Origin of the sequence: Devosia geojensis (genome assembly GCF_000969415.1) — a bacterium.
Taxonomy (GTDB): domain Bacteria; phylum Pseudomonadota; class Alphaproteobacteria; order Rhizobiales; family Devosiaceae; genus Devosia; species Devosia geojensis.
Genome location: NZ_JZEX01000185.1, coordinates 46900 through 64725 on the forward strand (window position 1 = coordinate 46900; position 17826 = coordinate 64725).

General features: G+C 67.3%; 20 protein-coding genes and 2 tRNA genes. 13 read left to right on the forward strand and 9 right to left on the reverse strand.

The genetic code is table 11. From position 1 onward, the window contains the following. The first annotated feature begins 158 nt into the window (after nucleotides 1-158). Nucleotides 159-431: a hypothetical protein gene (locus VE25_RS20155; protein WP_046110466.1), complete on the forward strand. Its 273-nt coding sequence runs from the start codon at nucleotides 159-161 to the stop codon at nucleotides 429-431. A gap of 81 nt (nucleotides 432-512) precedes the next feature. Next, nucleotides 513-893: a VOC family protein gene (locus VE25_RS20160; protein WP_046110467.1), complete on the forward strand. Its 381-nt coding sequence runs from the start codon at nucleotides 513-515 to the stop codon at nucleotides 891-893. 5 nt (nucleotides 894-898) lie between these two features. Here VE25_RS20160 and VE25_RS20165 read toward each other — a convergent pair whose 3' ends face one another. After that, nucleotides 899-1615 (reverse strand): pyrimidine 5'-nucleotidase, encoded by a 717-nt coding sequence (locus VE25_RS20165; protein ID WP_046110468.1) that lies wholly within the window; start codon nucleotides 1613-1615, stop codon nucleotides 899-901. Nucleotides 1616-1650: 35 nt separating this feature from the next. Next, complete coding sequence (locus VE25_RS20170) at nucleotides 1651-2898, reverse strand: aq_1923 C-terminal domain (RefSeq protein ID WP_046110469.1); 1248 nt, start codon at nucleotides 2896-2898, stop codon at nucleotides 1651-1653. A 179-nt stretch (nucleotides 2899-3077) separates the two neighbouring features. On the opposite strand from VE25_RS20170, the gene VE25_RS20175 reads away from it, so the two are divergent. Then, nucleotides 3078-4034, forward strand: a complete 957-nt coding sequence (locus VE25_RS20175; protein WP_046110470.1) for a hypothetical protein — start codon at nucleotides 3078-3080, stop codon at nucleotides 4032-4034. Nucleotides 4035-4122: 88 nt separating this feature from the next. Here VE25_RS20175 and argB read toward each other — a convergent pair whose 3' ends face one another. Continuing rightward, the gene (argB, locus tag VE25_RS20180; protein ID WP_046110471.1) at nucleotides 4123-5028 is read right to left on the reverse strand and encodes an acetylglutamate kinase; all 906 of its coding nucleotides are present in this window, start codon (nucleotides 5026-5028) and stop codon (nucleotides 4123-4125) included. Between the two features lie 166 nt (nucleotides 5029-5194). Between argB and VE25_RS20185 the strand changes: the two genes are divergently transcribed. The 5 genes from VE25_RS20185 to VE25_RS20205 all read left to right on the forward strand — a co-directional run bounded on the left by VE25_RS20185 (nucleotide 5195) and on the right by VE25_RS20205 (nucleotide 8566). Continuing rightward, nucleotides 5195-5740, forward strand: a complete 546-nt coding sequence (locus VE25_RS20185) for a sigma-70 family RNA polymerase sigma factor (RefSeq protein WP_046110472.1) — start codon at nucleotides 5195-5197, stop codon at nucleotides 5738-5740. Continuing rightward, on the forward strand, nucleotides 5737-6459 hold the full coding sequence (locus VE25_RS20190) for an anti-sigma factor (RefSeq protein WP_046110473.1): 723 nt from the start codon (nucleotides 5737-5739) through the stop codon (nucleotides 6457-6459). Before VE25_RS20185 ends, VE25_RS20190 begins: the two co-directional genes overlap by 4 nt. A 97-nt stretch (nucleotides 6460-6556) precedes the next feature. Beyond that, nucleotides 6557-7120: a fasciclin domain-containing protein gene (locus tag VE25_RS20195; protein ID WP_046110474.1), complete on the forward strand. Its 564-nt coding sequence runs from the start codon at nucleotides 6557-6559 to the stop codon at nucleotides 7118-7120. A gap of 136 nt (nucleotides 7121-7256) precedes the next feature. Beyond that, entirely contained in the window at nucleotides 7257-7760 is a 504-nt protein-coding gene (gene msrB / locus VE25_RS20200) for a peptide-methionine (R)-S-oxide reductase MsrB (RefSeq protein WP_201776123.1), read from the forward strand. Between the two features lie 101 nt (nucleotides 7761-7861). Further along, nucleotides 7862-8566 carry a type 1 glutamine amidotransferase gene (locus VE25_RS20205; protein WP_046110476.1) on the forward strand — a complete coding sequence of 235 codons (705 nt, stop codon included), beginning with the start codon at nucleotides 7862-7864 and terminating at the stop codon, nucleotides 8564-8566. A 164-nt stretch (nucleotides 8567-8730) separates the two neighbouring features. On the opposite strand, the gene yihA is transcribed toward VE25_RS20205, so the two are convergent. The 4 genes from yihA to rpmH all read right to left on the reverse strand — a co-directional run bounded on the left by yihA (nucleotide 8731) and on the right by rpmH (nucleotide 11912). Beyond that, nucleotides 8731-9375, reverse strand: a complete 645-nt coding sequence (gene yihA / locus VE25_RS20210; protein ID WP_046110477.1) for a ribosome biogenesis GTP-binding protein YihA/YsxC — start codon at nucleotides 9373-9375, stop codon at nucleotides 8731-8733. Nucleotides 9376-9523: 148 nt separating this feature from the next. After that, nucleotides 9524-11356: a membrane protein insertase YidC gene (gene yidC / locus VE25_RS20215; RefSeq protein WP_046110478.1), complete on the reverse strand. Its 1833-nt coding sequence runs from the start codon at nucleotides 11354-11356 to the stop codon at nucleotides 9524-9526. A gap of 5 nt (nucleotides 11357-11361) precedes the next feature. Further along, on the reverse strand, nucleotides 11362-11733 hold the full coding sequence (gene rnpA, locus VE25_RS20220; RefSeq protein WP_046110479.1) for a ribonuclease P protein component: 372 nt from the start codon (nucleotides 11731-11733) through the stop codon (nucleotides 11362-11364). 44 nt (nucleotides 11734-11777) lie between these two features. Next, entirely contained in the window at nucleotides 11778-11912 is a 135-nt protein-coding gene (gene rpmH, locus VE25_RS20225) for a 50S ribosomal protein L34 (RefSeq protein ID WP_046110480.1), read from the reverse strand. Nucleotides 11913-12173: 261 nt separating this feature from the next. On the opposite strand from rpmH, the gene VE25_RS20230 reads away from it, so the two are divergent. Continuing rightward, a complete protein-coding gene (locus VE25_RS20230) occupies nucleotides 12174-13613 on the forward strand; it encodes a sensor histidine kinase (RefSeq protein ID WP_046110481.1) in 1440 nt (479 codons plus the stop codon). Nucleotides 13614-13896: 283 nt separating this feature from the next. Beyond that, nucleotides 13897-13973, forward strand: a tRNA-Arg gene (locus VE25_RS20235). A 190-nt stretch (nucleotides 13974-14163) separates the two neighbouring features. Here the strand turns inward: VE25_RS20235 and VE25_RS20240 are convergent. Continuing rightward, nucleotides 14164-14253: transfer RNA gene (locus VE25_RS20240), tRNA-Ser, on the reverse strand. A gap of 218 nt (nucleotides 14254-14471) precedes the next feature. On the opposite strand from VE25_RS20240, the gene VE25_RS20245 reads away from it, so the two are divergent. From VE25_RS20245 to VE25_RS20255, 3 genes are read left to right on the forward strand one after another with little or no spacing between them, the layout of a single operon-like run. Further along, nucleotides 14472-14795, forward strand: coding sequence for a hypothetical protein (locus VE25_RS20245; RefSeq protein WP_046110482.1), 324 nt, complete (start codon nucleotides 14472-14474; stop codon nucleotides 14793-14795). A 30-nt stretch (nucleotides 14796-14825) separates the two neighbouring features. Continuing rightward, nucleotides 14826-15485: a peptide-methionine (S)-S-oxide reductase MsrA gene (gene msrA, locus VE25_RS20250; RefSeq protein WP_046110483.1), complete on the forward strand. Its 660-nt coding sequence runs from the start codon at nucleotides 14826-14828 to the stop codon at nucleotides 15483-15485. Then, entirely contained in the window at nucleotides 15482-15862 is a 381-nt protein-coding gene (locus VE25_RS20255; RefSeq protein WP_046110484.1) for an MmcQ/YjbR family DNA-binding protein, read from the forward strand. The genes msrA and VE25_RS20255 overlap by 4 nt, the downstream gene beginning before the upstream one ends. Here the strand turns inward: VE25_RS20255 and VE25_RS20260 are convergent. Beyond that, entirely contained in the window at nucleotides 15829-17631 is a 1803-nt protein-coding gene (locus VE25_RS20260) for a hypothetical protein (RefSeq protein ID WP_052732114.1), read from the reverse strand. The genes VE25_RS20255 and VE25_RS20260 overlap by 34 nt on opposite strands. Nucleotides 17632-17826: the final 195 nt, after the last annotated feature.

The window sequence follows — 17826 nt, forward strand, 5'->3', positions numbered from 1 at the left end:
TCAGTTGGTCACCATGGCCTTTCAGAGGCCGGACCATTCCGTAATTTTGCAAGCCTGCCGCCCTGGCGTGTCGCCGGCCGTTCCGTATCGGAACCCGCGACCCCGGCCGGGCGGGCTGCATCGGGCGCCCTTGCGCGCCCAATGAAGAAGACGACAACATGAAGAAGACTATCGATCTGACGACCCCTGCCGACCTCTATCTCGGCAGCGACCACATCACCGCCCGGGCCCAGGGCCACCGGCATTTCCGCCACGCCTTCTCGGCGATCCGCTTTGCCATGGAGCAGGCGGCGCCGGTCAGCCTGCGCGGGGCGATGCTGCGCGCCGACGGCAAGCTGCTCGACGGCGCGGACATCCGCGCCCTCTACCAGGCGGACCTGCGCTTCGCGCGCCGCCTGCCGCCGGAAGTGAGCGCGCTCAACGCGGCCTGACGCGTAAAACCCGAGCCTGGCGAACTGAACCTTGCCCGCCGTGCCGCGTTGTGAGCGGCAGGGCAGCAAGGGAGGTTCGCCATGCTCAACACCAAGACGTCCTCGGCCATCGTCGCCGTCACAGACGTCGAACGGGCGCGCAATTTCTACCAGAACATTCTCGGCCTCGAGCTCAATGGCGAGGGCATGGGCGGTGTCATGTCCTTCCGCACGGGCGACAGCGAGCTCATCGTCTACCCCTCTCGCTTTGCCGGCACCAACCGCGCCAATGCGGTCGTGTGGGGCGTGGGCGAGGACATCGACGCGATCGTTGCCGACCTGAAGGCCAAAGGCGTGACCTTCGAGCACTATCCGGACGACGAATGGATGCAGCGCGACGGCGACGTCCACATGGCGGGCGAGGCCAAGCTCGTCTGGTTCAAGGACCCGGACGGCAATATCTTGCATCTCAACAGCATGTAGGCGCCTTACGGCAATGCCCTGAGGAATCCCGCCAGGTTCTCGGTCACGTGATGGACGTGCGGCCCGCTGGCGCGGCCGAGTTCCCAGGCGTCGACCTGCTCGTGGACGAAGTCCTCGCCCGCCGTCACCTGCACCGTGACCATCCCGACCTCGTGGGGTACGAGCAGGTTCTTTTCCAGATCGTCGAACATGGCGGCCTTGCCCGGATCGATGCCGTGGCGGGTGAGGAACCCGTCATAGGCCCGCCGGTGGGGCTTGGGCACGAACTCCATGTCGCGGATGTCGAAGACGTGCTCGAAGAGATGGTCGCCCCCGATCCGCGCCAGCACGGCGCGGGCGTGGCCGAGATCGCCATTGGTCAGGATGAACTTGCGGCCGGGCAGAGCGGCGATCGCGGCGATCAGCTCCGGGTGCGGGTCGACCGAGGAATAGTCGATGGCGTGCACCGTCGACAGGAAATGATCCGGGTCGATCTTGTGGCAGGTCATCAGGCCGTTGAGAGTCGTGCCGTAGTCCCGGTAGTAGGCTTTCTGCAGCACGCGCGCGTCCTCGAAGCTCAGCGCGGTCAACTCCATGACGTAGTGCGTCATGTTGAGGTCGATCTGGGCGAAGAGGTTGCAGGTGCGCGGGTAGAGCGTGTTGTCGAGGTCGAACACCCAGTCGACGACATGGCCGAACGAGCGGGCGAGAGACGCGGCAGCAGTTGGAGACAGGTCGTTCATTTTGCCATTCTGGCAGAAATCGGTGAACGCTTCATCTAGGTGCCGGATTCGTTATTATCATCCCCATCCTCTCCCTCCGCGGTGACCGAGAGCTTGAGCATGTTGGCAAGTCCTGCCGGGTTGACCGCCGCCGAAACGGCGGTGATGAGCTTGAGCGGCGAGGCGGGCGCGACGGCGACCTCGAGGCTTTGCGGATCGGCGAGGAACCGACGCACCTGCCCGACGATGCTCTGCGCCAGCGCGGGCGCCCGCGCATTGGCGAGATTCAACTCGATACGCTCGATAAGGCCCTCGACATAGGCATTTGGCTCCTGGCCCTCGTGCTGGGCGGCATAGGCGAAGAACCGGGGCGCGAGCCCCGCATCGTCATAACGCACATGCGCCGAAACGAGATGCAGCTTCTCGAGAAGCTCGAACCCGACCCGCATCTGCAGCTCGGCGGCGCTCTGCGACTTGCCCTTGCTTGCGAACTCGGCCATCTGCCGGTCGGTCTCGTAGATCATCTGCAGGACTTCGGGCGTCATGCCGTCGAAGGCGAAGGCCAGCTCGAGCGCCCCCTGCCCGTCGAAGGCGATGCGCAAGGGCGCGAGGGAAACGCGCCCGTTCTCCATCGACCAGTCGATCGTCGCCTCGACGGCGCCGGTGACGTCCGAGGCGCCCAAGATCGCGTAGCCGGCCTTGGCGTCCGACTTGCCCGGGCCGGTGCGGATGGTCATGCCCTCGAAGAGGAGATGCGAGGTGACGTCGACGAGCTCGCCCTCCCCCGGCGGCGGGTTGAACGTCGAGTCCGCCCTGATCGCGGCGACGGACAGCACCTCCACCCCGTCATGGGTAAAGCTCAGCGGGCCCGTCTCGAGGTCGGAGAACAGCATCACGGTGACTTCGGCGCCGACCTGCGGCGGCAGATAGAAATCGGTCATGCGCAGGCCCTCGACCGTCACGGCGAGGGGCTGGGCACCCGCATCCGCCTCGAACACCAGCCGGTCGATGGTCAGGGCTTCGGCCCTATAGGTCCCGTCCTCGGTTTCGCTGACGCCGGTAAAGCGCAGTTCGACGTCGAGGTCGACGGGCCCCAGCATCCCTTCGGCCTGCACGATGGAAGCGCTCATGCCGTCGACGACGATTGCATCGCCTTCCGCGCGCGCCGGCCCGAAGGTGAAATCGTAGCCCATCAGGCCATAGGCCGCCTGCACCCGTTCGAGAAACGCCTCCGGCTCCACCGCCGCGGCCGGCGCCGCCACGAGGAACGCCGCGAGGGTCGTGCCGATGCCGATCATGCGCATGAGTGCCTCCAGTCTCGAATCCTGCCCCGGCCGCTATCAGGCCAGCGCGACACATATGTGGCAAGTCCGGCCGCAACGCTAGCAATCGGCTAACCAATCGATGCAATTTGCATCAAATGCCACACCGGCGTCGCAGTCGTGCCCATCCATGTGCGCGGCATCGACGAAAGGCATTTTCCATGAAGCTTGCGATCTTCCTCGCCGCGATGGTCCTGACGGTACCGGCGGCCGCCCCGGCCCTCGCCGGGGATCCCCACCACTTCCTCTACACCAGCGCAGGCGAGCTGCCCTCGCACGAGGCGATCCTCGCGCGCCCGGACATCGCCGGCGCGCAGGTCGTCTACAACTGGCGGATGCTGGAGCCGGGCGAGGGCAGCTACGACTTCTCGGCCATCGAGGCGGACCTCGCCCTCGCCGAGCGGCTGGGCAAGAAGCTCTTCATCCAGGTGCAGGACCGGTTCTTTTCTCGCCAGGCGCGCAACATTCCCGAGTATCTCCTGACCGATCCGCAGTATGGCGGGGGCCTCGTGCCGCAGGTCGACAAGCCGGGCGAGACCGATGCAGTCGGCTATGGCTGGGCCGCCATGCAGTGGAACGCGCCGCTGCGCCAGCGCTACCAGGCCCTGCTTGCAGCCCTCGCCGAGCGCTTCGATGGGCGCATCTTCGGGCTCAACCTGCCCGAAACCGCCATCGACATCGACATGGAGGCCGAGGGTACGGGCTTCACGTGCGAGGCCTATTTCGAAGCCGAGCTCGAAAACCTCGCCTTCGCGCGCGAAGCGTTCGAAGAGGCGCATGTCGTCCAGTACGTCAATTTCTGGCCCTGCGAATGGGCCAACGACCACAACTACATGGGCCGCCTCTTCGCGCTCGCCCAAGAGCGGGGGATCGGTCTCGGTGGCCCCGATATCGTGCCATGGCGGCGCGGGCAGATGAAGAACGCCTATCCGTTCTTCAACCAGTACAAGGGAGAGCTCTCCTTCGTCGGCATGGCCGTGCAGGAGCCGACCCTGACCTACACCAACGAGGAAACCGGCAAGCCGTTCACGCGCGAGGAGTTCATCGCATTCGCCACCGACTATCTCGGGGTCGACGCCATCTTCTGGAGTGTCGAGACGACCTGGCTCAACGACTAAAGCGTATCCAGCCACTTTTCCGGTTCGGTAACGCGCAAAACAAAGAGTTAGAGGGACGTTCGGCGTTTCAGGGAAACGGTGAACGGCTCTAGCGCACGATCAGCGTGCCGGCGCCGTGTTCGGTGAAGAGCTCGACCAGCACCACGTGCGGCATCTTGCCGTTGAGGATGACGACGCCTTCGACGCCCGCGTCGAGCGCCTCGAAGCAGGTCTCGACCTTGGGGATCATGCCGCCCGAGATGGTGCCGTCGGCGATGAGGTCCCTGGCGTCGCGCACCGAAAGCTCGGGGATGAGCTTGCCGTTCTTGTCGAGGACGCCGGGCACGTCGGTGAGGAACAGGAGGCGCTTGGCACCGAGCGAGCCGGCGATGGCGCCCGCGAAGGTGTCGGCATTGATGTTGTAGGTCGCCCCGTCCCGGCCCGGCGCAACGGGGGCGATGACCGGGATCATCTCCGAGCGGGCGAGCAGGTCGAGGAGCGTGCGGTCGACCTCGACCGGCTCGCCGACGAACCCGAGGTCGAGCACCCGCTCGATATTGGAGGTCGGGTCCTTGTACTTCTTCTCGGCCTTCTTGGCGAAGACCATGTTGCCGTCCTTGCCGCAAAGCCCGATCGCCCATTCGCCCTCGGCGTTGATGAGCGCGACGATCTCCTTGTTGATCGAACCGGCCAGCACCATTTCGACGATCTCGACGGTGCGCTGGTCGGTGACGCGCAGGCCCCCTTCGAACTTGCTCTCGATGCCCATGCTGTCGAGCATCCTGCCGATCTGCGGGCCGCCGCCATGCACGACGATCGGGTTGACCTTGGACTGCTTCAATAGCGCGATGTCGCGGGCGAAGGCCTGGCCGAGCGAGGGATCGCCCATGGCGTGGCCGCCATATTTGACGACGACGGTCTTGCCCTCGTAGCGCTGCATGTAGGGCAGCGCCTGGGCGAGGATGCCCGCGTCGTGGGAGAACCGGTCGGCGGTGGCGGCAGGCTTGTCGGTCATGACGGTGCAGTCCCTCCGGAGCGGGCAGGTCGTTGAGACGATCTAATGGATTCTTGCGCGAAGCGAAATCGGCAGGAACGATAAAATCTCGCCCATCCCCCGTCGGCCGGCTTGCGCGGGCCGGCGCGATCTATAGGCTCACTCTTGCCATACGCCGGGAGGACGAGTGGAGACGCCGAGCGGGGATATCGCCGATCTCATCGGGCGCATCGCGCTCGGCGAACGCGCGGCTTTCCGCGTGCTCTACGAGCGCACGAGCGCGAAACTCTTTGGCGTGACGCTGCGTATCCTCAAGAACCGGGCGGAAGCCGAAGAGGCGCTGCAGGAGATCTACGTCAAGGTGTGGCGCCGCGCCGACCGCTATGTGCCGGGCACGACGAGCCCGATCAGCTGGCTGGTGGCCGTGGCGCGCAACCATTGTCTCGATATCCTGCGCGCCCGCCGGCCGGTCGCCGACGACATCGACGTCGCCCTCGAGATCCCCGACGCCGCGCCCGATCCGGAGGCCAGCGCGCTGGCCGGCGGTGAGCGCGCCCGGATCGAGGCGTGCCTTGCCGAGCTCGACGCCGCGCGGGCGGAAGCCGTGCGCGGCGCCTATCTCGACGGCTTCAGCTACGAAGAACTGGCCAACCGGCACGGCGTGCCGTTGAATACCATGCGCACCTGGCTGCGGCGCAGCCTTTTGAGACTGAGAGAGTGCCTGACGCGATGACGAGCGACGAGGACATCGGCGAGGAACCGGGCGGCAGGACGCTGGTGGCCGAGTACGTGCTCGGCCTTCTCGACACGCCGACCAACGAGCGGGTGCGCCGTGCGATCGAGGACGATCCGCGCCTGCAGCGCGAGGAGGCGTTCTGGCGCGCCCGTTTTTCCGCCCTCGACAATGAGTTTGCCGAAGAGACGCCGCCCGCCCATGTCGGCTCGGGCGTCGAGGCACGCCTCTTCGGCGAGGATCGTCCGGCGGGCTTCTGGCCGACCCTGTGGAACAGCCTGCCGCTCTGGCGCGGGCTCGCCGCGGGGGCGCTGGCCGTCGCGGTCGTCGCGGCCGGCATCAGCCTCACCCGCATGACGCCAAGCACGCCCACCGAGCTCGCTGTCGCGCTCGTTGCCGCCCTCGAGGAGGAAGGCAGCGACGTGCGGTTCCTGGCGCTCTACGACCCGGAGGATGGCATGCTGCGCTTGACCGGCCTTTCCGGCACGCCGGGGACCGACGAGGATTTCGAGCTCTGGGCGATCGAGGAGGACGGCCAGCCCGTCTCGCTCGGCATCGTCGAGGCGGGCAGCCACAACATGGTCCGCATGCCCCCCGCCGCGAGCGCCGAGTGGGGCGAGGGCTCGGTGCTCGCCATCACGCTCGAGCCCGAGGGCGGTTCGCCGACCGGCCAGCCGACGGGGCCGCTTATGGCGCGCGGCGTCGCAACCCCCATCTGACGTGAATTCTGAAAGCTGAAACTTTCTGCGCGAGGTTCCGTAGCTAGGCGCGTCCCCCGATTGCGGGCGGCACGACACCAAGGAAGGAACCAGTCTCATGAAAGCCATGCTCCACGCGCTCGCCCTCTCGACCGTCCTCGTCCTCGCGGGCGCAGCCTTCGCCCAGGATAATCCCATGGTCGGCGGCGCGGCGATGTTCGCCGACAAGACCATCGTCGAGAACGCCGTCAACTCGGCCGACCACACGACCCTCGTTGCCGCCGTCCAGGCCGCCGACCTCGTCGACACGCTCTCGGGCGAGGGCCCGTTCACCGTGCTCGCTCCGGTCAACGCCGCGTTCGAGGCGCTTCCCGCCGGCACGGTCGAAACGCTCCTCAAGCCCGAGAACAAGGCGATGCTGCAGACGGTTCTCGGCTGCCACGTCATCCCGACGCTCGCCCTGTCCACCGACATCGCATCCATGGTCGAGGACGACGGGGGCGAGCACGTGGTCGAAACGGTCGGCGGCTGCATGCTCACCCTCAAGGCCGCTGACGGCATGGTGACGGTGACCGACGAGAACGGCGCGACCGCCAACGTCACCATCGCGGACGTGCGCCAGTCGAACGGTGTCATCCACGTCATCGACGCGGTGCTGACCCCCAGGGCCACCGCCATGTGATGAGCCGATTGACCGGCATTGGGGGCGGGGTGCCATGCGCTCCGTCCCCCCTTTTCACCCAGGATTGAGATGCCGCCCCGTCGCCTGCGCGCTAGAGTCGGCGCGTGGGCGCAAAGCCCGGGAGGACACCATGACCATTTCGCGAAGGTTCCTGCTTTTGGGCGGCAGCGCCGCTGCCGGCCTTGCCGCGATTGCCGCCGCCATGCGCCCGATGTCGCCACCCGCCGCGGCCGCCGAAGGCAGCTTCGAGTTCACTCTGACCGATGCCGAGTGGCAGGCGCGGCTATCGCCCGAGGCCTATGATGTGCTGCGCCACGAAGGAACGGAGCGCCCCTTCACCTCGCCGCTCAACGACGAGAAGCGCGCCGGCACGTTCGCCTGCGCCGGGTGCGACCTGCCGCTCTTTGCCTCGCAGACGAAGTACGACAGCGGCACCGGCTGGCCGAGCTTCTATGACCACCTGCCCGGCGCTATCGGCACCTCCGAGGATACTTCGCTCTTCATGGTGCGTACCGAAGTGCATTGCGCCCGCTGCGGCGGGCACCAGGGACACGTCTTCGAAGACGGCCCCGCGCCCACGGGCCTGCGCTACTGCATCAACGGCGTCTCGTTGAAGTTCGTGCCGGAGCCGGCGGCGTAAGCGGCGCGCCGGACGCGCATGGCGGCCCTTCCAAGGTTTGCCGTTGAAAGGCGAGGCCGAATACCGATATGCGAGGGGACAGGTTTTTTCTGCAGTCCCCCATGAAACTGACAATCATCCAGACCGGCGACGTGCCCGAACCGCTGCGCGGCAAGTACGGCCCCTACGCAACGATGTTCGAGCGCATGTTCGATGCGACCGGCAACGGCTTTTCCTACCGGACGGTGAAGATCGCCGAGGGCGAGCCGTTCCCGCAGGCCGAGACGCTCGAGGGCATCGTCATCACCGGCTCGGCGGCGGGTGTCTATGAGGACCATGCGTGGCTGAAGCCGCTGCGCGCCTTCATCCGCTCGGCTTACGGGGCGAGGACCCCAATGCTGGGCGTCTGCTTCGGCCACCAGATCATGGCCGATGCGCTGGGCGGGGACGTGCGGAAATCCGAGAAGGGCTGGGGGCTCGGGCGCCACACCTATTCCGTCAAGGACCGCCCGGCCTTCATGCGGGCCGCTCCCGCAGCGCTCGCCGTCGCCTGCTCGCACCAGGACCAGGTGATCGTGCCGCCCGGCGAGGCCGAGGTGATCCTTTCCTCCGACTTCACCCCCAATGCCGGGCTCGCCTACAAGAACGGCGCGGCGCTGAGCTTCCAGCCGCATCCCGAGTTCCTTGACGACTACACCGTCGCCCTTGCCGAACTGCGCCGCGGCAAGGCGCCTGACGACGTCGTCGACGCGGCCGTCGCCTCGGTCGCGACGCCCTCCGACAGCCAGGCTGTCGCCGGCTATATCGGGCGGTTCTTCAGAGGTTAGACGTTTCAGGCGTGATTGGAATCGGCGGTTCCTGCGCCTCCCTCCCACTTGAGGGGAGGGAATGAGGGTGGGGGTGGTTCAGTGATCCGCCGATGGACCCCCGACCCCTCCCTCAAGGGGGAGGGGAGCCTTGGGCTCGTGCTTCTGCTGGAATCAACAGCTTCCTAGCCCTCGAGCAGCATTGCGATCTCGGCGCGCAGCTCCGCGATCCCCGAGCCCTTTTCGCTCGAGGTCAGCATTGCGGTCGGGTGCGCGGCCGGGCGCTTGGCGATGCCGGCCTGTGTCGCCGCCACGACCTTCTGCAGCTCTCCGGCCGAAGGCTTGTCGGCCTTGGTCAACACCACCTGGTAGCTGACGGCCGCCCGGTCGAGCTCGTTCATCACCGACTGGTCGTTGGCCTTGATGCCGTGGCGCGCATCGACGAGCACGTAGACGCGCCGCAGGGTCGGGCGGCCGGTCAGGTATTTGTGGATCAGCCGCGTCCATGCCTTCACCTTGTCCTCGGGGGCCTGGGCGAAGCCGTAGCCGGGCATATCAACGATGCGGAGCGGCGCCGACTGGCTCTCGAAGATGTTGAGTTCCTGCGTGCGCCCCGGCGTGTTGGAGGTGCGCGCCAGCCCGGATGTGCCGCAGAGTGCGTTGATCAGCGACGATTTGCCGACGTTGGAGCGCCCGGCAAAGGCGATCTCCACCCGGTCGGCCGGCGGCAGGTCGGATATCGCGACGCACCCTTTGACGAAGACGAACGGGCGCGCAAACAGCAGCCGGCCGGCTTCCAGGGTCTCGGGGCTGTAGGTCGGCTCACTCATGGCTCGATTTCCCAGTAGGCCTCATCCTGAGGTGCGGGCGAAGCGAGCCTCGACGGACGAGGCCGTGGCACCGGCGGCACGGCCCTCGCGGTTCGAGGCTCGGCTGCGCCGAGCGCGTCACCCATGAGGGCTACCGACACACCCTTCCTCAAGCCTTTGGCGGCTCGACTTCCTTGGGCTTGCGGCGGAAGCTGGCCAGGATGTTGCCGAAAAGGTCGACCTCCACCCCGTGCCGCTTCATGATGTACCATTGCTGGACGATCGACAGGAAGTTGTTCCAGGCCCAGTAGATGACGAGGCCGGCCGGGAACGTGCCGAGCATGAAGGTGAAGATGATCGGCATCAGCCCGAAGATCATCGCCTGCGTCGGGTCGGTCGGCGGCGGGTTGAGCTTCATCTGCACCCACATGGTGATGCCCATGATGATCGGCCACACGCCCAGGTGCAGGAATGCCCCGAAGATGGGAACGAGCGTCGGATCCCAGGGAATCAGTCCGAAGAGGGTGAAGATGTTGGTCGGATCGGGCGCGGCGAGGTCGCGGATCCAGCCGAAGAACGGCGCGTGCCGCATCTCGAGGCTGATGAAGATGACGGTGTAGAGCGCAAAGAACACCGGAATCTGGATGAGGATCGGCCAGCAGCCCGAGAGCGGATTGATCTTCTCTTTCTTATAGAGCTCCATCATCGCCTGCTGCTGGGCGGCCCGGTCGTCCTTGAACCGCTCCTGGATGGATTTCATCTCCGGGGCGACACGCCGCATGGCGGCCATGGAGGCATAGGAGCGGTTGGCGAGCGGAAAGAAGATCGCCTTGATGAGGACCGTCACCGCCAGGATAGCGAGGCCGAAATTGCCAAGCACCCCGTGGAGCGCGGTCAGCAGCCAGTGCAGCGGGCGGGTGATGAAGAAGAACCAGCCCCAGTCGATGAGAAGCTCGAGCCGGTCGAAGCCGTATTGCTGCTCGTAGGAGGCGATGACCGCCTCCTCCTTGGCGCCGGCGAAGACATAGCTCTCGCTGGTGGCGGTGCCGCCGGCCGGAACCATGAGCGGCTGCGTCTCGACGAAGCTCGTCTGGTAGACGTCGACGCCCTGCGCGTTGGCGTAGGAGAAGCGGGCGTTGATGGCGGCCGCGGGCGTCGGCAGCACGGCGGTCGCCCAGTACTTGTCGGTGATGCCGAGCCACCCGGAGGTGTTGGAGAAATCGACCTGCCGGTCGTTGCGGATGTCCTGGTACTTGCGCGCGACCCAGTTGTTCGAGCCGAGGACGCCGAGCAGGCCTTCATGCTGGATGAAGAAGTTCTGCACGTGCGGCGTGCCCTGGCGCACCACGCGCGCGTAGGGGAAGAGCGCGACGTCCCCGCCGGTCTGGTTCTCGACGGTCTGGGTGACGGTGAAGAGATAATGCTCATCGAGCGCGAAGGTGCGGCGGAAGACGAGCCCCTGCCCGTTGTCCCAGACGAGGGTGACGGGCGCCCCCGCCGTCAGGTTGGTCGCCTCGCCCTCGAGCGTCCAGACCGTGTCGCCATTGGGCACAGCGATGTTGGCGCCGCTCGCCGGAACGAAGCCCTGCTCGACATAGTAGCCGCCGGGCGCGCCCGAGGGCGAGAGCAGGGTGATGATCGGAGAATCGGGTTCGACCGTCTCGCGGTAGGACTTCAGTTCCAGGTCGTCGAGCCGCGCACCGGTCAGGTTGATCGAGCCGGCAAGATCGCCGGTATCGATGGTGAGGCGCTGCGTTGCGGCAATCGCGCTCGCCCGGTCGGCGAAGGTCTGGGTGCCGGTCGCCGGCGCCGTCGCGGGCTGCCCCTCGGCCGTCTGCGAGGGCGTAGCGAGCCCCGCGTCGAGCTCGCTCTGCTGCTGCTGGGCGAGCTCGGCTTCCTGCATCGAGCGCTCGAGCTGCGGGCCGGCGATGAAGAACTGCCAGCCGAACAGCACGATCATGCTGAGCACAATGGCGAGGATGACGTTGCGATTGTCGTTCATGCTTTTCAAGGATTCCGGTCATCGCCCGCTTCTGCGGGGGACGGTTGGGGTTTATGCCGGGGCTCCTCCACGCGCCTCAGGGCGCGACGCAGGTTTCCGACCAGTTCCGCAAACGGCTCGGCCAGCGCCTCGCGCCGGCCAATGAGCACATAATCATGCCCGCGGGTAAAGTCACGCGCGCAAGCTGTCACAGCCGCGCGAAGCCGGCGCTTGATGCGGTTGCGCTCGGTGGCGGTGCCGACCTTCTTGGTGACGGTGAAGCCGACGCCGGCATCGCCCGTGGCGTTGGGCACGGCCTGCAACGCAAACGAAGGCCGCCCGACGCGCTTGCCCCGGGCAGCCCTCAAGAATTCCGATCGTGCCTTGAGACGGCGCAAGGCACTCGCTCCTGGCTCGGCGGCCGTCATGCGGCCCGCGATGCTCAGGCGGTGAGCTTCTTGCGCCCGACCCGCCGGCGACGGTTGATCACGGCGCGGCCATCCTTGGTGGCCATGCGGGCGCGGAAACCATGGCGGCGAGCACGCACGAGCTTGCTTGGCTGGTATGTACGCTTCATAACATCAGACCGCGCCGGGCACGGTTCCTCTCGTTCGTCTGCTTTCGCATGAAAAAGTCTCTGGCCGGCGGGCACGCCCGACAGCCTTGGGATTGGGGCGCTCTATAGGCAATAGAGGGGGTGAAGTCAACGCCGCCCGGCCGGATTCGCGCCAAGCGGCGATCGGGCGCGCTCGGACGGGCAGGCCAACGCGGCCCGCCCGAAAACATCGCGAGGCGAGGGGGTTAGCCAAGGCTCGGCCGAGCCCTTATACTGGGGCGGATGCGTGCACGTCCCCAAGTCCTGACCAATGTGCTGCCCGGGCGCTTTCGTGGGCTCTCGGTCAAGCTCATCGCCATGATCGTGGTGGTGATCCTGGGCGCCGGCATCGCCATCTACGTGCCCTCTATCGCCAATTTCCGCCTCAACTGGCTGGACGACAGGCTGCGGGTGGGGGTGGTGGCCGCGCGCGTGCTCGATGCGGTGCCCGACGTCATGTCCCTGCCGAGAAGCCTCACCGACCGCCTGCTGACGGCGGCCGGGGCCGACGCCATCGTCTACCGGCGCGAGGGCCAGAGCCAGCTCATCGAGCTGGCCGACGCGCCGACCCCGCGCGAGGCGGTGACCGCCGACATGCGCCAGCGCGATCCGCTGACGGTCATCGTCGGCGCCTTCGACACCATGCTTTCGGGCGGCGGGCGCACGCTGCGCATCGTCGGCTCGGGCGACGCCGACGAGAGCCTCGTCGAGCTCCTGATGCTGGAGCGCCCGCTCTATGTCGAGATGCTCGCCTATTCGCGCAACATCCTCATCCTTTCCTTCGTCATCGCCGGCATCACCGCCTTCGTCCTCTACGTCTTCGTTTCCCAGCTCTTCATCCGCCCGGTCGAGCGGCTGACGCAGAACATCCTCGCCTTCCGGCAGGCGCCCGAGGACGGCACCCTCATCATCACCCCGACGAGCCGGCGCGACGAGATCGGCATCCTCGAGCGCGAGCTCGCCGCCATGGAGGCCGAGATCTATTCCATGCTCCGCCAGCGCCGGCACCTGGCCGATCTCGGCCTCGCCGTCGCTAAGATCAACCACGACCTGCGCAACACCCTGACCTCGGCGCAGCTGCTCTCCGACCAGGTGGTGGCGCTCGACGATCCCAAGATCCAGCGACTGGCTCCGCGCCTCGTCAACACGCTCGACAAGGCCATCGGCTTTGCCCAGTCGGTGCTCGACTACGGGCGCGAGAGCGCGACCCCGCCGCAGCCCCGCCCCGTCGACCTGCACGCCCTCGTCGAGGACGCCGCGTTCGACGCGGGGCTCGCCGGCCATCCGAGCGTCGTCTTTGCCAACGAGGTTCCGGCGGACCTCCACGTCAATGTCGATGCCGGGCAGATGACGCGGGTGCTGGTCAACCTCGTCAAGAACGCCCGCGAGGCGCTGGAGGCGGCCGGCAGCCGCGTCCCCGCGCCCGCCATCGCCGTCACGGCCGGCGAGACCGGCGAGGGCGTGACCATCTCGGTTTCCGACAACGGCCCGGGGCTGCCGCCACGGGCGCGCGCCAACCTCTTCGTCGCCTTCGAGGGTTCGGCCCGCGCCGGCGGCACCGGGCTCGGCCTCGCCATCGCGCGCGAGCTGACCGAAGGCCATGGCGGCCGTCTCATCCTCGCCGACGTGCCCACCGGCACCCGTTTCGACATCCTGCTGCCGGCAAGCGCATTGGTGCGCTGAGGCGTTCGCCGGCTCATCGAAACGCAGAACGATCTTTTGTCGTATCGTCACGTTCCTGCACCGAAAGACCTGGCGTTCCCTTTTTGCCGAAACGCTTCGAAGGTCATTCGCCGAGCCGGATTCGGGCACCGCCCGCCCGTCGGCCGGGGCGCGGAACCGATGCACATTTCTTGGGTCGAACCGCTTGCATATCGCCAAGCGCCCATGTATGGGTTTGCCCGCTTCGCAAAGAGCGGCCCACAGCCGCCCTGCGAACGCTTCAGCCGGGTCCATCCCGGCCCGCGCGCCCGTAGCTCAGCTGGATAGAGCACCAGACTACGAATCTGGGGGTCAGGAGTTCGAATCTCTTCGGGCGCGCCATTTTGCTTCCAGCCAGCTGCCCGACATCTCGTTTGCCACGCTATCCCGTTCGCACCGCAAGGTCCGCGTGTGAATGAGAATGGCAACCGGCCGCGCCGGTGTCCTGCATCAGGGATGGAAACCGAGCTTTAGAAACGTCCCGGCCAGCTTTTGGGCGCACGATGAGTGTCAACCCGAGGAGGAAGACGAATGGCGGAGAGAGAGGGATTCGAACCCTCGAGACGGTTACCCGCCTACACACTTTCCAGGCGTGCGCCTTCGACCACTCGGCCATCTCTCCGCAGCGCGCGCCGGACCATGGGGCCGGTTCCCGAAGGGGTGCGCGAGCGGGCGCAATATAGCCACTAAAGTTCGCCGCGCAAGGGATCACAAGCGCGCGTTCAGCATTGTTTTGGAGCCGGACCGATCCCATCTTGTTCGCGATCGGGCGGGCATGGCAAAATCACGGGCAGGATCAAAGGCAGGCCGGCGACGGCGATGCCGGCAAGGGAAGTTTCGATGCGGCTTGTCCTGAGGGTTGTGGGTACCTGGCTCATCGGCCTTGCCATCGTGCTCATCGTCATCGACGGCACCAAGTCCCTGGCGGCCAACGGGCTGGTGATGACGCCGTTCGGGGAGACCTGGAGCACGCTCCATGCGGCCAGCCTCGAGGCGGTGCGCGACTTTCTTGCCACACGCTTCTTCTCGAACCTGCTCGATGCCGTGTTCGCCGCAATTCTGACCTATCCGGCCTTCGCCGTCGTCGGCGTACCGGGCATCATGCTGGCGCTGATGGGCAGGAAGCCCCGCCAGTACCAGTTCGTCGAGACCGAGCGCGTCTAGCCGCCCGCTTCGACAGAAAGGATCCTTTCCATGTGGTTCAGCACCAAGCCGATGACCATTCCCTCGCCCGAGGAGGCCCTCGCCGGCCGGGCCGCCGCGATGCCCGTCGCCGAGTGGCACTTCGTCAACGACCGGCCGCTGAAGGGGCCCTACCCCGAGGGCGCCGAGACCATCTATTTCGGCCTTGGCTGCTTCTGGGGCGCCGAGCGGCTGTTCTGGCGCCTGCCCGGCGTCTTCGTCACCGCCGTCGGCTACCAGGGCGGCTCGACGCCCAATCCGACCTATGAGGAGGTGTGCTCGGGCGGGACGGGCCATGCCGAGGTGGTGATGGTCGTCTACGATCCGGCCGAGATCGGGCTGGAGACGCTCCTGAAGACCTTCTGGGAGGAGCATGACCCGACCCAGGGCATGCGCCAGGGCAACGACGTGGGCACCCAGTACCGCTCGGCGATCTACACGACGACGAGCGCGCAGGCGGCCGTCGCCGAGGAGAGCAAGGCGAACTACGCGCGGGCGCTGAAGGCGCGGGGCCTTGGGGCCGTCACCACCGAGATCGCGCCGGCCAAGCCCTTCTATTTCGCCGAGACCTACCACCAGCAATATCTCGCCAAGAACCCGGCCGGCTATTGCGGGCTGCAGGGCACGGGCGTCTCCTGTCCCATCGGCACGGGGGTCGCCGCCGCCTCATGAGCCTCCACACGCGCGCCGGTTTTACCGATTTCGTCACGGGCCTGCCGGGCGTGACCGTCCATGAGCAATGGGAGAGCCTTGTCGCCAAGGTCGGCGGCAAGGCCTTCGCGCTCCTCGGCGACGGCAGCTGGCAGGTGGTGTTCAAGGTGCCCGAGGAGACCTTCGAGATCCTGACGACGCAGGAGGGTGTCGTCCAGGCCGCGTACTTCGCCAAGCGGCAATGGGTGAGCGTCGAGCGCGGCGCGCTGGACGACGAGGCGCTCAAGGCCTATGTCGCGCGCTCCCACCGCACCATCGCCGGCAAGCTGACCCGCAAGATACAGGCCGAGCTCGGGCTCGAGGCCTATCTCGCCGAGGCGTCGGGCAGAACCGCATAGACCTCGAGCGGTCCGCCGAGGCTGACGTCGGCAAGCCAGGGCGGCAGTGCGCCTGCCGCCCGCAGGCGCACGAAGGAATCGTCGGCCGCGTCCGCCAGTCCCAGCATTTCCGGCATCGCCGGGCAGACGACGACGAGGCCGATGCCGCGCCGGTCGAGGATGCCGCGCGCCTCCGCGACAGGCGCGTTGAAGAAGGCGAAGGCGTCGAGGACGCCCGCCTCGTTGCGGTGGTAGGGCGCGGCGACGACCGAATGGGGCGTTTCGAGCAGCAGATGCGAGCCGAGGTCGATCGGGGCCATGATCCGCTCGGGCGGCAGGGCGGCGAGATCGGCGAACGCGGGCGGCATCAGGCATTGGGCGCGTTCGGCGCGCGTTTCCATCACCTGTTGCGCCGGGCTCGGCACGAGCCACACCACGGCACTGACGGCGACGGTGACGAGAACGCCGGCAAAGCCGAACCAGCCGGCGACGAGCGCGGCCCCCGCACCCGGCGCGCGGGTTGTGAGATAGCGCTCCTGCAGGCCGGCGATGAGCCAGGCGGCGGCGGGAATGGCGGGCATGGTGGCGAGCCGGGCGCCGCGCACCTGCAGCAGCATCACGAGCGTCGCGAACCCGAGAAAGAGCGCGAGCACAAGCCATTCCGCCCGGCCCTCGCGCGAGGCGAAGGCGTGCCGGCAGATGACGGCGAGGCCGAGCAATGGCGGGATGCCGACGGCCAGCGTATAGGCGGGCAGTTCGAAAAGGCTCGCCCACCAGGGCTTGGCCTCGGCGATGGCGTCGATCCAGTTGGTGACGAGCCAGGGGGCGACGGCGGCGTAAGGGCCTTTGAGGCACTCGGGGAAGAGCGCGAAGACGAGGCCCATGGCCGCAAGTCCCGCGCCGATGCCGAGAGCGAACCGCAGCGGCCAGCCGCGAGGCCGGGCGCCGAGCGCCGCGAGCGCGACGAACGCCGTTCCCGTCGCGGCGGCGGCCGTCACATAGCTGATCGAGAGCGCATCGCATGCCGGCGCCAGCCAGCGCTCCGGCGGCAGGGCGATGGCGAGATGGACGAGGGCGGCTCCGGCGAACGAAAGGCCGAAATCGCGGACCGGCCGGCTCCCGTCCGGCATGAAGATCCAGACGAGCCCGTAGGCGAGGATGGCGGCGGCGATCGCGGGAAGCGATTCCGTGCCGATGGCGAGGGCCGTGGCGCAGAGAACGCCGGCGAGAACGGCGAACCCCGGACGCTTCAGGCTCTCGACCGCGGCCCAGGCGATGGCGAGGGTGAGGACGATCTGCACGTTGTGATGATCGATCCGGCCCGGCGGGAACTCGTTGGTGACCGCTGGGCTGAGGATCGGCAGGATCAGCGCCGGCAGCAGGCCCGCAGGCCCTGCGAGCCGCAGCGCGAACCGGGCGCTGACCCACAGCAGCACGGCAAAGAGCAGGAGCGGCCAGGCATAGGCGGCAAAGATCTCCGCGCCCGCTGGGCCGGCGAAGGGCCGCGCGACGAGGATCAGGAGGGCGATGGGCAGGTCTATCAGGCGCGACCAGTGGATCTCGGCGCCCCACGGGGTGTTGAGCCGGTGCTGGACGATGTCGTACCAGCCCTGGCCGGCGAGGAGGTCCCGCACCACGACCATGCGCATGGCGTCGTCCGTGTCGGCCAGGAGCGGCGCATCGGCGGCGCCGAGCCGGTCGCGCAGGATGAAGATCGCCGCCGCCGCCAGGAACGCCAGGGCGAAGAGCGGCCAGTCGATCGCGCGGCGGTCTGCGGCGGGCGGCGTCATGGCTAGCTCATCCCCGACATGAGGTGCTCCGACCATGCGGCAGCCGCGTTAAGATCGCTTGAAGAGGCGCTGCTGCAAGTTGGCAGAACAACGCCCGCAGGCACAATCGGCCCCTCTCATCGAGGGGAGGGAAGCGACAAAAAAGGCGGCATCAGATGCCGCCTTGAGTGTCAGGGAGAAACAAAGAAAAGGGCT